This window comes from Streptococcus sp. 3613 (assembly GCF_013277375.1).
Lineage (GTDB): Bacteria > Bacillota > Bacilli > Lactobacillales > Streptococcaceae > Streptococcus > Streptococcus pseudopneumoniae.
Map to the genome: position 1 here is coordinate 35,486 of NZ_VMMV01000055.1, position 15,714 is coordinate 51,199.

General features: G+C 39.3%; 17 protein-coding genes and 2 pseudogenes. 2 read left to right on the forward strand and 17 right to left on the reverse strand.

What is annotated here, in order from left to right; all coding sequences use genetic code 11:
- The 12 genes and pseudogenes from HT708_RS07220 to typA all read right to left on the reverse strand — a co-directional run.
- Positions 1–397, reverse strand: a pseudogene (locus HT708_RS07220) (N-acetylmannosamine-6-phosphate 2-epimerase); the annotation flags it as partial.
- 151 nt (positions 398–548) lie between these two features.
- A pseudogene (locus HT708_RS07225) lies at positions 549–1,109 on the reverse strand (peptidase M50 family protein); the annotation flags it as partial.
- 290 nt (positions 1,110–1,399) lie between these two features.
- Positions 1,400–1,522: a hypothetical protein gene (locus HT708_RS12165; RefSeq protein ID WP_275690754.1), complete on the reverse strand. Its 123-nt coding sequence runs from the start codon at positions 1,520–1,522 to the stop codon at positions 1,400–1,402.
- A 12-nt stretch (positions 1,523–1,534) separates the two neighbouring features.
- Positions 1,535–1,666, reverse strand: a complete 132-nt coding sequence (locus tag HT708_RS12170; RefSeq protein ID WP_007284949.1) for a hypothetical protein — start codon at positions 1,664–1,666, stop codon at positions 1,535–1,537.
- 130 nt (positions 1,667–1,796) lie between these two features.
- Complete coding sequence (locus HT708_RS07230) at positions 1,797–3,017, reverse strand: cell division protein FtsQ/DivIB (RefSeq protein WP_172926196.1); 1,221 nt, start codon at positions 3,015–3,017, stop codon at positions 1,797–1,799.
- A 9-nt stretch (positions 3,018–3,026) separates the two neighbouring features.
- Positions 3,027–4,085 carry a UDP-N-acetylglucosamine--N-acetylmuramyl-(pentapeptide) pyrophosphoryl-undecaprenol N-acetylglucosamine transferase gene (locus HT708_RS07235; protein WP_172926197.1) on the reverse strand — a complete coding sequence of 353 codons (1,059 nt, stop codon included), beginning with the start codon at positions 4,083–4,085 and terminating at the stop codon, positions 3,027–3,029.
- Position 4,086: 1 nt separating this feature from the next.
- Entirely contained in the window at positions 4,087–5,439 is a 1,353-nt protein-coding gene (murD, locus tag HT708_RS07240) for a UDP-N-acetylmuramoyl-L-alanine--D-glutamate ligase (protein ID WP_172926198.1), read from the reverse strand.
- 103 nt (positions 5,440–5,542) lie between these two features.
- Positions 5,543–6,184: an ABC transporter ATP-binding protein gene (locus HT708_RS07245; protein WP_172926199.1), complete on the reverse strand. Its 642-nt coding sequence runs from the start codon at positions 6,182–6,184 to the stop codon at positions 5,543–5,545.
- A gap of 1 nt (position 6,185) precedes the next feature.
- The gene (locus HT708_RS07250) at positions 6,186–8,207 is read right to left on the reverse strand and encodes a bacteriocin-associated integral membrane family protein (protein ID WP_172926200.1); all 2,022 of its coding nucleotides are present in this window, start codon (positions 8,205–8,207) and stop codon (positions 6,186–6,188) included.
- Between the two features lie 70 nt (positions 8,208–8,277).
- Entirely contained in the window at positions 8,278–8,577 is a 300-nt protein-coding gene (locus tag HT708_RS07255) for a lactococcin 972 family bacteriocin (protein WP_054393023.1), read from the reverse strand.
- A 390-nt stretch (positions 8,578–8,967) separates the two neighbouring features.
- Positions 8,968–9,222 (reverse strand): DUF3165 family protein, encoded by a 255-nt coding sequence (locus HT708_RS07260; RefSeq protein WP_000262797.1) that lies wholly within the window; start codon positions 9,220–9,222, stop codon positions 8,968–8,970.
- Between the two features lie 19 nt (positions 9,223–9,241).
- Complete coding sequence (gene typA / locus HT708_RS07265; protein WP_172926201.1) at positions 9,242–11,083, reverse strand: translational GTPase TypA; 1,842 nt, start codon at positions 11,081–11,083, stop codon at positions 9,242–9,244.
- Between the two features lie 161 nt (positions 11,084–11,244).
- Between typA and HT708_RS07270 the strand changes: the two genes are divergently transcribed.
- The gene (locus HT708_RS07270) at positions 11,245–11,970 is read left to right on the forward strand and encodes a 16S rRNA pseudouridine(516) synthase (protein ID WP_138705489.1); all 726 of its coding nucleotides are present in this window, start codon (positions 11,245–11,247) and stop codon (positions 11,968–11,970) included.
- 41 nt (positions 11,971–12,011) lie between these two features.
- Here HT708_RS07270 and HT708_RS07275 read toward each other — a convergent pair whose 3' ends face one another.
- The 3 genes from HT708_RS07275 to HT708_RS07285 form a co-directional block, all read right to left on the reverse strand.
- Positions 12,012–12,245, reverse strand: coding sequence for a hypothetical protein (locus HT708_RS07275; RefSeq protein WP_001088017.1), 234 nt, complete (start codon positions 12,243–12,245; stop codon positions 12,012–12,014).
- Positions 12,246–12,331: 86 nt separating this feature from the next.
- Positions 12,332–12,712, reverse strand: a complete 381-nt coding sequence (locus HT708_RS07280; protein WP_172926202.1) for a rhodanese-like domain-containing protein — start codon at positions 12,710–12,712, stop codon at positions 12,332–12,334.
- Positions 12,712–12,942, reverse strand: a complete 231-nt coding sequence (locus HT708_RS07285; protein ID WP_172926203.1) for a YqgQ family protein — start codon at positions 12,940–12,942, stop codon at positions 12,712–12,714. Before HT708_RS07285 ends, HT708_RS07280 begins: the two co-directional genes overlap by 1 nt.
- Before the next feature lie 102 nt (positions 12,943–13,044).
- On the opposite strand from HT708_RS07285, the gene HT708_RS07290 reads away from it, so the two are divergent.
- A complete protein-coding gene (locus HT708_RS07290) occupies positions 13,045–13,953 on the forward strand; it encodes a LysR family transcriptional regulator (RefSeq protein ID WP_001222592.1) in 909 nt (302 codons plus the stop codon).
- A 53-nt stretch (positions 13,954–14,006) separates the two neighbouring features.
- Here HT708_RS07290 and HT708_RS07295 read toward each other — a convergent pair whose 3' ends face one another.
- The gene (locus HT708_RS07295) at positions 14,007–14,762 is read right to left on the reverse strand and encodes an SDR family oxidoreductase (protein ID WP_023939992.1); all 756 of its coding nucleotides are present in this window, start codon (positions 14,760–14,762) and stop codon (positions 14,007–14,009) included.
- A 20-nt stretch (positions 14,763–14,782) separates the two neighbouring features.
- Entirely contained in the window at positions 14,783–15,712 is a 930-nt protein-coding gene (gene rnz, locus HT708_RS07300) for a ribonuclease Z (RefSeq protein ID WP_023939993.1), read from the reverse strand.
- Positions 15,713–15,714 lie beyond the last annotated feature (2 nt).

Genomic DNA, 15,714 nt, shown 5'->3' on the forward strand with positions numbered 1-15,714 from the left:
GGTTAGGATATTTCTCCTTAACCTGACGAATGAACTCTTGAATTTCCAAACCATCGTAGCGTTCACGCTTGGTACAATCCAGAGCAATCACCTCGATGTCCAGTTCTGACAATTCATCAACTTCTTTCATAGTAGCCGTGATGAAGGGTTCCTGAGGTGGATAATCACGTTTGATAATCCCAATGATTGGAAGTTTAGTGACTTCCTTAATTTCCTTGATATCGCGAACACTGTTTGCTCGGATACCGACTGCTCCACCTTGCTCAGCCGCTTTGACCAGCAAGGGAATCACCCCTCCCGCTTCTGTATAAAGCGGTTCATGAGGAAGAGCCTGACAAGAAACGATGATTCCATCTTTGATTTGCTCAATCAAGGCTTCTTTGCTAATCTGTGGCATCCTCTTTCCTCCTTTTCTTTATTTCTATGAGATTATTATACCTTAAAATTAAAACGCTTTCAATAGTTTGTAGTATAATAGATTTCAGTTTCAAAAACTAGCCAAATCAAACAGCTCCTCTAAAAGTACTTTCAGAGGAGCAAGTTGACCTAAAAATCATACCTAAGTTAATGATAAAAAATAAGAGTCCAAGCAATTTATACGATGTGAACAATAAAACAAGTAAACCTGTAAGTGATAAAATCGAATTTGAAGCAATTCCTGCTAACATAATTTTCAAAAATTGTTTTTTATTCTTTAAGAATTGCACCCCACTTAAATCTACAAAAAAAGCCAAATTAAACAAAAGTAGCATTATTCCACAATTTGGGATCTCAATTTGATAATTATTAGCAATTATTGCATGACTAAATTCATGTATCGTTGCAGATATAATAACAACAAGCAACCAAAATAAAAGAATGTTTAGCGTTATTGGAAAGTTTTGGAAATTAGTCAAAATATCCGCCCTATAAATATACATAATAAAACATTGCAAAATAAGAGCCAATGGGAAAATACCAAATAGGATTTTTTCAAAATTCTTATTAAATCTTTTATAGTTTAATTTTTCAGATAATGTTATATTAAAGTCCAATGTTATATTAAAGTCCCAAGATATTTTAAAAATATTTATCTTTTTTCGTGATTTCATAGAATCTATAAGTCCCATTTTACTAAGAACAATATAAAATCTTAAATAATATTTCTTCCCTACTAACACTAATAAGTCCGATATGGTAAATTCTTGACCTATTAGTTGCTCTAACCATTTTTTTCCTGTTTCCCAACTAATACATGTTTCTTACTGGATGGTATATATAGATGATACTGTCCCTCAGTCCACAATCAATAAAATAATAACTAATTCTATTAATCTCTTGCTGCAAGACTAATACGGAAAATTCAAATGACTGTCTAAAATGAAATTGAAAAAGCTTAATGTTAGTAAATGAACAAACTTCAACAACCAGTAAGAGCAAGGATTGCTAAACCAAATCCGATACCTATTGCAAGTCCAGCTGAAAAATCACTAACTGGTACTGAAATTTTTTCAATTCCCTCAAATAAAAAGTTATCTTGCATGATTATCACTCCCTATCTTTTTAACAATAGGCTACTCCAATTAAGAGAACTACCCCAGTTCCAAGTAAAACTCCCCCAAAATTCACCATCTGTAGAGGCTACGATTTCTTCAATTTCTTCAAATAAGAATACTTCATCTGACATATGTGTTACCTTCTTCATAAAAAATTATTTTGCAATCGATTACACTGCATAATGTAACATAAAGAAAAACAGATGTCAAATATTAAACGTAAAAACTAGTCACTAAAGTACTATGAGAAAAAAGTAAAACCTAGCGACGCGATGAGCGCTGGGTCGTTTGGTTTCGATTGCTCTCTTCCTCTTGTTTTTTCTGTTCTTCTTCTAAACGTTTACGTTCTTCTTCCTGCCTTTTCTCAGCTTCTTCGGCCTCTTTTTTGGCTTTTTCTTCTGCTTCCATAATCAATTTATCCGCTACAGTGTAGCTGTAGATTCCAGCTTCCATATCGACCACACTTGGTTCTGACAATTGAGGCTTAATCTTACTGTAATAAGGCAGTTTCTTACTCATTTCAGATAGAGGAACCAAGACTTCGTCCGAATCATTCATGGTCAATCGAATTAAATCGGAAGTGACCTTGCTGGGAGCTAGTTCCACCTTTTGGATAGCCGCCTTGAGTTCTGGGCTAATTTGAGAAAGTTCTGAGACAAAAGCCTTGATTTTTTCACTATCATTAAAGAGAACTGATATATAAGTTTCTGGTAGACTGACCAAACTCACAGCACTGGTCTCAAGCTGACCACTGGAAAGAATAGGATAATGGTTTTCACCAGAAATATAGTAGGCCACAATATCATATTCCTTGACCTTGATAGTGAACTTGGTTGGAAATTGATAAACAAGTTGAGCTGATTCAACCCAATAGTTAGACTTAATCTGCTTTTCATATTTTTCCTTGTCTAGCAGAAGGTTAATCGTATAATCCGAATCCTGAATACCTGAAGCCTGTCGAATATCATCAGACGTAGTGTGCACCGTTCCCTCGACACGAATATCCTTCATGGTCGCATAAGGACTGAGTAAGTAGGCGGAGACAATCAATAAAAGCAGACATGGAAATAAAATCGTTAAGGCTCGTAAGATATGGATTCCTGGAATTTTCGGTTTGATCGGTTTTTCCTTTACAGGCTTTTTATCTGCCTTTTTATCCTCTTTCTTTGGCTCTTTGGACTTTGATTCTTCTTTGGATACTTCTTTTTTGACGTATTCTGACTCTTCTACTTTTTCTTCGGTATCATCCTTAGCTGATTTTGGGTCTTTTGAATCAGATTCACTCTCTTGGTCCTCGGTTGCATCTGAATCTTCAGATTTTGAAGCCATTCGAGCTTGTCTTTCCTTTTCCTTCTCCTCAGCTATGGCCGCCTCTTCCTCAGCCTTCTTTTTTAGATATTCTTGGTTTCGTTTCTGCCATTCTGATAACTCTTTCAATTCTTCGAGGATTTCTTTGCCCTCATTTTTCTTATCTTTTGACATTTACTTTCCTTATGATAAATCTTTTTTCAACAATTGATAAAAATCTGCTAGAGATTTCAATTCCTTAGAAGCTTTCATCTTAGCTTGGTAATCTTCCTTGTGGCTTAGTAAGTGAGAAAGCTTCTCTTCCAAACTATCCAAGGTCAAATCGCTTTCTTGAAGCTCTTCTGCATAGCCTTTTTTTACAAAGTAAGCTGCATTTTCAATCTGGTCACCACGACTAGCTTCACGACCAAGTGGCACAATGACATGTAATTTTGCCATGGCCAAGAGCTCAAAAATCGTATTGGCTCCACCTCGTGTCACAACAATATCAGCCAATTCCATCAAGGGTTGATAGAGATTGGTCACGTAGTCGACACGAAAAAGATTTTGGTTCAACTCGTTCAGGCTAGAGTCTCCAGTTAGATTGATAATATTGTAGCGCTCTGTCAGTTCTTTCTTATGGTCTGTCACCAATTGGTTAAAGACACGAGCTCCTGCTGAACCGCCGACAAACAATATCGTTGGCAATTTTGTATTAAAGTGGGTTTGGATATCCACCAATTCATCCGGTTCTGGATTTTTTTGGTCTGAAACCTTGGTCACTGCTCCCACATGCTCGACCTTAGACAAACTCGAAGCTTGTTCAAATGTTGAATACATCTTCGTCGCAAATTTATAGGCGATTTTATTGGCCAAACCCATAGACAGGTCAGATTCGTGAATAAAGACAGGCACTCCTGACACACGCGCAGCGATAACGGGCGGTACAGAGACAAAGCCTCCCTTTGAAAAAAGGGCCTGTGGACGAACTCGTAACATGATAAAGAGCGATTGGACAATTCCCCAACCAACTTTGAAGACGTCCAGCATATTTTGCCAAGAGAAATAGCGACGCAATTTCCCAGTTGCAATGGAATGGAAGGTGACGTCAAAACCTGACTTGAGGATTTCTTGGTGTTCAATACCACTCTTGTCCCCGATATAGTGGACTTCCCAGCCATCTTCGATGAACTTGGGCATTAACAAAAGATTGAGGGTAACGTGTCCAACCGTCCCCCCACCTGTAAAGACAATTTTTTTCATATTATTCCTTTAACTCCGCTACTGTGTCGATAAAGAGGTCGCCACGTACTTCAAAGTTAGCATACATATCCCAGCTGGCATTGGCTGGACTGAGAAGGACTACATCTCCTTGAGTCGCAAGTTCATAGGCCTTGCGGGTCGCATCTGCAATATCAGTCGCATCCACATAAGCCACACCAGCCTTGTCTGCTGCCCGTTTGACACGTTCGGCAGACTGACCAAGAATGACCATCTTCTTGAGTCCAGTAATATCTGGAACCAAATCGTCAAACTCATTGCCACGGTCCAAACCACCTGCAATCAAGACTACCTTGCTGTTGTCAAATCCTGACAAGGCTTTTTGAGTTGCCAAGATATTGGTTGACTTACTGTCGTTATAAAATTTAACACCCTGAATTTCATCCACAAACTGGAGACGGTGTTTGACACCACCAAAGGCTGAAAGAGTTTCTTTAATGGTTTGGTTGTCTACACCACGAAGCTTGGCTACAGCAATCGTCGCAAGGGCATTTTCCACATTGTGGCTACCTGGAACTCCGATTTCACTCGCTGCCATGACCACTTCTCCACGGAAGTAGAGCTGACCATCTTCCAGATAAGCTCCATCAACCTTTTCCAGTGTTGAAAATGGAACAACAGTAGCTTGTGTTTTGCTAGCCAATTCTTTTGCCAAGTCTTGGTTAAAGTTCAAGACAAGGAAATCATCTGCTGTCATCTTGTTCTGGATATTCCACTTGGCTGCTACATACTCTTCAAAAGAACCATGATAATCGATATGGGTTGGCATGAGGTTAGTAATAACCGCAATCTCAGGATGGAATTCTTGAACACCCATGAGTTGGAAAGAAGAAAGTTCCATAACAAGCGTGTCCTTATCTGACGCAGTTTGGGCCACTTGACTAGCTGGATAGCCGATATTTCCTGATAAAAGACCATGTTGGCCAGCAGCAGTCAAAACTTCCCCAATCATAGTCGTTGTCGTTGTTTTTCCATTTGAACCAGTAATACCAACAATCGGTGCTTCAGAAATCAAATAAGCCAATTCCACCTCAGTCAAGACTGGAATTCCCTTGGCCAAAGCCTTTTCAATCATGGGATTGCTGTATGGGATACCTGGATTTTTTACCATGAGGGCGAACTCTTCATCCAAGAGTTCCAAAGGATGGCCACCTGTAATGACCTTGATCCCTTCTTCCAGCAAACTTTGGGCAGCAGGATTATCCTCAAAAGGTTTTCCATCATTTACTGTCACAATGGCACCTAGCTTGTCCAACAAACGAGCTGCAGATTCACCAGACTTGGCCAAACCTAAAACAAGAACCTTCTTATTTTTAAATTGATCTATTACTTTCATGTCTCAAACTCCATTTCTACTCCTACTATTTTACCATTTTTATGGAAATAAAAAAGCCACAAAGTGTGTTTGTGACTCTTTCTTCTAACTGAATCTTGCCATATCATCTATGTGATAAATTGGTAACTCGAATAACTTGGTCCACTTGTTCCCAAATAAGAGGATTGTGGGTCGCAATAATAATAGTTCGATTCGGATTTTTTAAAGATTCTAGGATAGAAAGTAATTCCTCAGAGTTTTTGGGGTCTAGCGAAGCGGTTGGTTCATCTGCGAGGATCAAAGGTGGATCCTTTAAAATTATCTTCGCTAGTGCAACACGTTGTGCTTCTCCTCCTGATAATTCAAAGATAGGTTGCTTTAAATCTAAATAAGAGAGGTTAACACGGTTTAGAGCTTGTTTCATCAAAGAGATTTTCTCTTTTTCCTTCAACTTTTTACCAACTAAACCCAGATTGAGATTCTCTTTGACGGTTTGACTTTCAATTAATCCAAAATCTTGAAATAGGTATCCTAAGTAATCTCTAAAGAAAACAGAAGGCTTGATGTCCTTAAAAGAAGTACCATCATAGATGATTTGTCCTTTGTCATATGGCTCTAATCGTCCAATCATATTCAAGAGTGTTGTCTTACCACAGCCACTTGTACCGATTAAGGCATAAATTTTCCCACCTTCAAAATGAAGATTGGTATCTGAAAATAGCTGACAGCTTCCAAACTCTTTAGATATATTCTTTAGTTCAATCATCCTATTTTCCTTTCATAATTGTCATAGAAACACGAGATTCTTTCTGCGCTTGACGGTAAAGCGTCAAAACTGCACTAGCTAGAAAGACTAATAAAGTGAGCAAGCCAATTACCAAGTCTCTACTACGTAAAATAAAGAGACTAGCACCAAATACAAAACTGGCAAATTGACTAACCATATACTGAGCATGTGTTTCAAAAAATCGTAAACCTGAAATTCGTTTAATCAGAATATCTCGGCGGAATTGCTCGAAATATAGAAGATTGACAGAATAAAAGAGTAACAAGGAACTAGCTATCCCCACAATAGCTCCTAGGATTAAAGTTGCTGTTTCAGTTTGAACTTCATTATAACGAGTTAGATAAACACTTCTTCCTTCTTTAAGATAGGATACTTGCTCATAAATTCCAGCTTTCTTCAAGAGTTCTAGCCCACTCTCATATCCTTTGATAAAAAGTTGTTTTCCAGCATTGATAGACCAAACATATTTTGAAATGAAACTATCACCTGTAGATGTTGGAGTAAATACAACTAAAATCGGATCGGTTAAGTACTGAATGGATACTGGGCTTTCACCGTTATTATAAATAAATCGCTTTTCTCCAGTTGGAAGATAGCTAACAATCGCTCTCATTTCATACTCTAAAGGAGCACTTGCCTCCTCACTTGATTGCCCGTAATAGTTCAAACGTTCTTCAAAAACTTTCTTAAGTTCTGCTTCCTGTGAACGAAGAGATTCTGGTAATAAGAGTCCAAATTCCCCTTTTTGAAGATGAGCTAGTTTCTGTCTAGTCTCATCATTTACAGCCACATTTTCCTTGTCTAAATAACTTGGACTGACATAGAGAACATTAGCATCTGGACTATAGGTATCCAGTGTCTCTCCCTGTTCATTTTTTCCTTGAGGATTTGCAAAATGAATGAGATTATCTTTTACAAATAGAGCCTGTTCTTCTTCGATTGCTTCCTTGGCAAAGGCATACCACTTATTCTGATTTTCTGTATCATTTACTCTGTCACCTAAGCCAAAAGAAATTTGATAATAGTCTACTCTGTCCTGCCACGCTTGTTTTGAAATTTCAAGTTCTTTCAATCGTTGGTAAGACGTCAAACCTGTCTTAACAGCGTATCCCACTGTAAAGACAGCAACCAACTGACACAATAGGGTTAAAGCCATCAAGCGTTTGAGGGGTAATCTTCCCTTAATAACGGGAACTAATGCTTTGTAACTCAAACTCATTAGATAAAGGAGCATTAGTAAAATTGAAATACCCAATAAAAACAACAGATAGAAACTAATCCCAAAACCATAGGTGGCTAACAAGATAGGATAAAACAAACCTTGACTAAAAAGAACGACTCCCCCACCTAGGAAGGAAAGGAGGGCTGATAGAAGGAGCCACTTAATATCAGTAGATAAAGAATGCCCCATAATGGATAAGAGAGTCTGACCAGAAAAGAGTTTTATACCTGCTGCTCTCATTTCCTTAATCCGAGTGATAATCACTAAAGCAAAGAAAGATAAGCCAAATATTGCTAAACTAATTAAAATAAGGGGATTTAGTAACATTCGAAAAGCAAGAGAATAGGGAGGTGTCTTTCGGTCAGCAATTGCTTTATAACCCAAATCTCCTAATTTATCGGCAAGCTTTTCTTTCGTCAAGGAGCCTGACAAAAGGAGATAACTATTTAGCGGATCACTACGTTCACGACTTTCTTGACTAGCTTCTTGGAATTCTTTTGGTAAAGTTCCCTGACCATAAGTTGCATAAGTAAAGTGAGTCGTCCCATCCTTACTCGGCTCTACAATTCTTCTAGCTATTAAACTCTGTTCTGAGTTTGCAAAATTCTCCAATTCCTGTTCAAATACCTCACGCGTCGGTTCCTGAGCCTCTTTTTTGACACGAAGTAAAGTAACGGAATCATAGCTTGCATATAAATATTGTGGCGCACGTAAGACAATAATCCAAGCAAGGAAGAAGCTGAGAAAAAAAGTTGATAGTAATATGAATAGTTTCTTCATAGTAGACTCCTTGTAAACAAAATTCCCCTTGTAATTTCTTACAAGGGGAATTATCTAAGAAAACTAAATATTAGTCATAGTCATAGTAAAATGCTACTTGTTCCCCAAATTTAGTCCAAATCCAAGCCTCTGAAGTTTTCCCTGCAGGTGCTGATCCTTTATCTGAATGACTATCCCATTTACTTACAAGAGAAGAATAATGATATTTTTTACCATGATAGTAATTTGAAAAAGCCCAACCACCTCCTGAACCTTCTCCATACGTCCATACTCCTCCATCTGGATATTGTACAGCAGCTGATGCAGCTTCCAATAATGTAAAACTTGAAATAAGAGCTAGAGCAAGTAATCTATGTTTTTTCGTTTTCATTTTATTTTTCCTTTCAAAAAAGCACACCCTGAGCAACAATGCAACAAAATAAATCCTATTCTCTCTTTTTTGAAACCGATTTCTTATATAATAAGAATAGCATTTTTATTATTTGTTGTCAAGGAAAAAATCGAATTTTTTAGATATTTTACTATATCACCTATATGAATAATGTTTTTATGTTACCTATATGAATAATATTATATAGTAGTTTTATTTCAAAATAATATGCAACCAGTACTAACCAAATATAAAATAGATGTCATTAACAAATTTTATTCAAGTTTTTCCCATTCATATTATCCAAGCAAAAGAGATGATGTTATAGTAAAAAACAATTCAAACTATTGTAAAATTCCTACCAAAAAAAGAGAGCCGAAACTCTCTTTTTTATCTTCTTTTACCTTTTTTGACTGGCATGAGTGTGATGTCTCTCACACTAAAGTAAGCTAGGATTAACATGGCTATTGCTAGGAACATTTCTGTTGGTAATTGAAAAATTTTCAGAAAAGATAGAGCCAACAAAATCAAGAGTGCCACTAAAATACATACCATAGCGACGATATTGACTGTCCCTTTAATGCTTTCTGGTGTCGCAAATACATAGAGTAGGAGCAGTAAAATCCCTAGGACTAAATAGACCATCTTTCTCTCTTTCTAGCTCTTATTCAGCTGATTTTTTCTTCTTGTTAGCTTTCTCACGCTCTGCTTTGTTAAGGATTTGTTTACGCAAACGGATAGACTCAGGCGTTACTTCCATGTACTCATCGTCGTTCAAGAACTCAAGAGACTCTTCAAGTGTCAAGATACGAGGTGTCTTGATAACAGCTGTTTGGTCCTTAGTAGCTGAACGAACGTTAGTCATTTGTTTGGCCTTAGTGATGTTAACTGTCAAGTCATTTTCACGAGAGTTTTCACCGATAATCATTCCTTCGTAAACCTCAGTACCTGGGTTGACAAAGATCGTACCGCGTTCTTCGATAGACATGATTGAGTAAGTTGTAGCCTTACCAGCATCGATAGAAACAAGGGCACCACGGTGACGACCACCAATTTCACCTGGAATCAATGGCAAGTATTGGTCGAAGGTATGGTTCATGATACCGTAACCACGAGTCATTGACAAGAACTCAGTTGAGTATCCAATCAAACCACGCGCAGGAACAAGGAAGACCAAACGAGTTTGACCATTACCAGTTGAAATCATATCCAACATTTCACCCTTACGTTCAGAAAGGCTTTGGATAACAGACCCTTGGTATTCTTCTGGAGTGTCGATTTGAACACGTTCGAATGGTTCGCATTTAACACCGTCGATTTCTTTTACGATAACTTCTGGACGAGATACTTGAAGTTCATATCCCTCACGACGCATTGTTTCGATAAGGATTGACAAGTGCAATTCTCCACGACCTGAAACTGTCCATTTATCTGGTGAATCAGTTGGGTCAACACGAAGGGAAACGTCTGTTTGCAATTCAGCCTGCAAACGTTCTTCCACCTTACGAGAAGTCACCCATTTACCTTCTTTACCAGCAAATGGTGAGTTGTTGACCAAGAAAGTCATTTGAAGAGTTGGCTCATCGATGTGTAGGATTGGAAGAGCTTCAACTGCGTCTGTCGGTGTAATGGTTTCACCAACAAAGATGTCTTCCATACCTGAAACGGCAATCAAGTCACCCGCTTTTGCTTCTTGGATTTCACGACGTTCCAAACGAAAGAAACCAAAGAGTTTGGTAACACGGAAGTTCTTAGTTGTACCATCTAGTTTAGAAAGGGTAACTTGGTCCCCAACCTTAACAGTACCACGGAAGACACGACCGATACCGATACGTCCAACGAAATCGTTGTAGTCCAAAAGTGATACTTGGAACTGTAAAGGCTCATCTGAGTTATCTACTGGAGCTGGGATGTGGTCAATAATCGTGTCAAAGATTGGTGCCATAGTCGCTTCTTGGTCAGCTGGGTCATCTGACAATGAAGAAGTTCCGTTGATCGCTGAAGCATACACCACTGGGAAGTCAAGCTGGTCGTCATCTGCACCAAGCTCGATGAAAAGTTCCAAGACTTCGTCCACTACTTCTGCTGGACGAGCTGATGGTTTATCGATTTTGTTAACAACAACGATTGGCACAAGGTCTTGTTCCAAAGCTTTTTTCAATACGAAACGAGTTTGTGGCATGGTTCCTTCGTAGGCATCTACGACCAAGACAACACCGTCAACCATTTTCATGATACGCTCAACTTCTCCACCGAAGTCCGCGTGTCCTGGTGTGTCCATGATGTTGATACGAGTTCCGTTGTAAGCAACAGCCGTATTTTTAGCAAGGATGGTAATTCCACGCTCTTTTTCGATATCGTTTGAGTCCATAGCACGCTCAGCCAATTCAGTACGTGCATCAAGCGTTTCTGATTGTTTCAATAATTCGTCAACCAGGGTTGTTTTACCGTGGTCAACGTGGGCGATAATCGCAATGTTACGGATATCTTCTCTTAATTTTGTCATGATTTCCTCTATAATATTCAAAATTTATTTTCTAACTGAACGATTATACCATAATTTCAGGTAAATAACATAACTCAAGCAAGTGTAAATGTTTTCACTCTGCTTTTCTTTTCACGTCAAGCCTTTTCAAAGCAAGCGACTTATGATAAGATAGGCACAGTATGCGTTTAGATAATTTATTAGCCCAAGAAAAAGTTAGCCGAAAGGCCATGAAGCAAGCCTTACTCAAAGGGGATATTCTCGTCGATGGTTGCCCAGCCCGCTCCCTAGCCCAAAATATCGATACAGGACTACAGGAACTCCTTTTTCAGGACCGAATCATTCAAGGCTATGAGCACACCTATCTGATGCTTCATAAGCCTGTTGGTGTCGTGACAGCCAATAAAGACAGGGAACTTCCAACCGTCATGGACCTCCTTCCGCCTGACATCCAGTCTGATAAGCTCTATGCCGTCGGCCGACTGGACCGAGATACAACGGGACTCCTCCTCTTGACCGATAACGGTCCCTTAGGCTTTCAGCTCCTCCATCCCCAATATCATGTCGATAAAACTTATCAAGTTGAAGTCAATGGACTTCTAACACCTGACCATATCCAAGTCTTTCAAAAGGGAATTGTCTTTTTAGATGGTACTGTCTGTAAACCTGCAAGACTAGAAATTCTATCTGCAAGTCCTTCCCTCAGTCGAGCCTCCATCACCATTTCAGAAGGAAAATTTCATCAAATCAAGAAAATGTTTCTCTCGGTTGGTGTTAAGGTGACTAGCCTCAAGAGAATCCAATTTGGGGACTTTACATTGAACCCAGATTTAGCAGAAGGTAACTACCTCCCTTTGAACCAAAAAGAGTTACAAATCATTAAAAACTATTTAGAGATGAGTCGATAAAATAAAAAAAGCTTTAAATTTAAAGCTTTTTTGTTTTTTGCTTATCTAAAAACTACTGCGATTGTTAGAATCCAGTTAAGAACAGAAACTACAAGTCCTACGATGTTGAGAATTTTTTCTGTTTTATAGTCCAGTCCAGATTCTTTTTGGTATGAAAAAGCCAAAACCAATCCTATGATCCCCAAAATCAGACTCACTATTGGAGAAAGCAAACCAAGGACGATAGATAAGATACCTAAAATAAGTGAAGGTTTTTTCTTTTCTTGTGAATTCATATTATAAAATCTCCTTAAAATTAATATAAATGATGATACCATAAAATGCTAGCTTTATCTATCATTCGACAGATTTTTACAGAATGTTAGCTAGTCTTCACTTTCCCTTTCCAAGAATCCAAGCCATAAGAAAGGATATAAATCTCAGAAAAACCTTGTTTTTTCAAGTAAAGAGCTGCATTTGTAACTCGTTGCGCACGTTGGTTTTCGTAGAGAAGGACAGGTTTATCCTTACGAAGAGCTGCAAGACTAGTCTTCAACTGACTTGAAGGAATATTGCGGGCACCAAGGATATGTTTTCTGTGGAATTCTGCTGGGTCGCGCAAATCAATCAATTGACCCGTACGAATCAAGGATTCAAACTCCTCATTGTCTACGATTTTAGCCGCACGGCGAATACGAAGATAGTTAAAGCCCATCCATGCCAACATTGCTAGTATAAGTGCCCACAAAATCCAAGTAATCATTAGTTTATTTCTCCATTTTTCTCAATATAATCCAATTCTATCTTGTGCTCTCTGCGAAGAACCGCTTCTGCTTCTAGATAGTCTAATTTGTCCATCAACCCTGCATCATAAATCCGAGAGAGTTCCAGCTTCATCAGTTCAATATCATATAAGCGTTTTCCCATGTAAACAATAATACCAAATCGTTTGAGGAATTGCTGCACATCATAGAATGTTTTCATAAGACTCATTCTAGCAAAATTTTGTGTTTTTTTCAAGAAGAGACTTACACAATACTCCTGATTTTCCTATCTTCTTTGGCGATTCTGTTGCAAGTATGGTACAATAAAAACATGAGAATTCAACAATTACATTATATTATCAAAATCGTCGAAACTGGCTCCATGAATGAGGCAGCCAAGCAACTCTTTATCACTCAGCCCAGTCTTTCCAATGCGGTGCGAGATTTGGAAAATGAAATGGGGATTGAGATCTTTATCCGCAATCCCAAGGGAATCACCTTGACCCGTGATGGGATGGAGTTCCTCTCTTATGCCCGTCAGGTTGTCGAGCAAACTCAGCTTCTGGAGGAACGCTATAAAAATCCTGTCGCCCACCGCGAACTCTTTAGCGTTTCGTCTCAACACTATGCCTTTGTGGTCAACGCCTTTGTCTCTTTGCTCAAGAAAAGCGATATGGAGAAATACGAGCTCTTCCTTCGTGAAACTCGTACTTGGGAAATTATCGACGACGTCAAGAACTTCCGTAGTGAGGTCGGTGTCCTCTTCTTAAACAGCTACAACCGTGATGTTTTAACCAAAATGCTGGATGACAACCACCTGCTGGCTCACCATCTCTTCACAGCCCAGCCCCATATCTTTGTCAGCAAGACCAATCCTCTGGCAAAGAAAGACAAGGTCAAACTGTCTGATTTGGAGAATTTCCCTTACCTCAGCTATGACCAAGGAACTCACAACTCTTTCTACTTCTCAGAGGAAATCCTTTCCCAAGAGCACCACAAGAAATCCATTGTGGTTAGTGACCGTGCCACCCTCTTTAATCTCTTGATTGGTCTGGATGGATATACCATTGCAACAGGGATTTTGAACAGCAACCTCAACGGAGACAATATCGTTTCTATCCCACTGGATATTGATGACCCAATTGAACTGGTCTATATCCAGCATGAGAAAACCAGCCTATCTAAGATGGGCGAACGCTTTATCGACTATCTACTAGAAGAAGTCCAGTTTGATAGTTGATAAATGATAAGAACCAATATGTAGGCTAGCAACAACCTGCATATTGGTTCTTTTTACTTATAATTAAAAGTCTCCCCTGCCAACTTATCAGCTAGCTTGGGAAAGAGAGTATACAACTTATGGGCTAGGTTCAACAACATCGGTAGATTGAGTTCTCGTTTGTTTTTTCCTATAATCTTGACAATCTTTTTAGCCACTGCATCTGGTTCTAGCAGGAAACGGTCAACCGACTTGAGATAGGTTCCATCTGGGTCGGCTTGGTAGAAAAATCCTGTACGGATTGGTCCTGGATTAACCGTCGTTACATAAACACCGTAGGACATGAGTTCGAGGCGCAGAGCATTTGAAAAACCAATGGCCGCAAACTTGGTAGCTGAGTAGAGACTGGACTTGCCAGTAGCGATTAAACCTGCCATGCTGATAATATTGATGATATGACCTTTTCGACTGTCTTTCATACGAGCCGCAAGGTGTCGAGACAGGTTCATCAGGGCAAAAGTATTGACCTCAAACATCTGGTGAATATCTTGGTCAGAAATCTGGTCAAATTCCTCAAAAATCCCGTAACCAGCGTTGTTTATCAAAACATCAATCTCGCCATAGCGGAGATAGAGGTCAGTTACCAGAGTTTCTAAGGCTGAATCATCGGTAATATCGATTTCAATCAATTCTGCATGGGGATGGTTTCCGTAGAGTTGGGCTAATTTTTCCTTATTTCTACCAAGCAAGATGAGCTGGTCTTCTGGTAAAAGTTTGACCATTTCTTGAGCTAGACCACCACTAGCGCCAGTAATGAGAATAGTAGGCATACTTATCCTTTCTCAATCTTTTAGATTTCCACTTCTTCCAAGTCTTTGACCACATGGACATTTTCAAAAATGCTAGCAGCATCTTTCTTGAGCTTGCTGATATCTTTTGAGAGGAAACGGGCACTGATATGGTTGAGCAAGAGGCGTTTGGCACCTGCTTCTACTGCTACTTGTGCAGCTTGCATGTTAGTAGAGTGGCCATGGTTACGAGCAATTTTTTCATCACCCTTTCCATAAGTCGATTCATGGACTAGGACATCGGCATTGACAGCCAGACGCACACTGGCATCCGTTTTTCGAGTGTCTCCTAAAATAGTGATAATTTTACCTGGACGTGGCGCTGAGATATAGTCTGCTGCCTTGATTTCAGTACCGTCTTCAAGAACTACGTCTTGACCGTTTTTGATTTTACCAAAAAGTGGGCCAAATGGGACACCAGCTGCCTTGAGTTTTTCAGCATCCAGCGTTCCTTCCAAGTCCTTTTGAATGACACGATAGCCAACACAGAAAATAGTATGATCCAGCTCCTCTGCATACACCGTGAATTTATCGGTCTCAAGGATTTTCCCTATAGAATCTTGGTCAAACTCATGAAAATGAATACGGTAAGGCAGACGCGAACCTGACACACGAAGACTGGTTAAGACAAATGACTTGATACCCTGCGGGCCATAGATTTCCAAATCTGTCTGCTCTTCATTGGCTTGAAAGGCACGGCTAGAAAGGAAACCTGGCAGGCCAAAAATGTGGTCTCCATGCAGGTGGGTGATAAAGATTTTGCTGACCTTACGTGGTCGAATTGTGGTTTCCAGAATGCGATTTTGCGTACCTTCTCCACAGTCAAAGAGCCAGACTTCGTTAATCTCGTCCAAGAGTTTCAGGGCGAGACTTGAAACGTTGCGGGCTTTAGAGGGCTGACCTGCCCCCGTTCCTAAAAATTGAATATCCATTC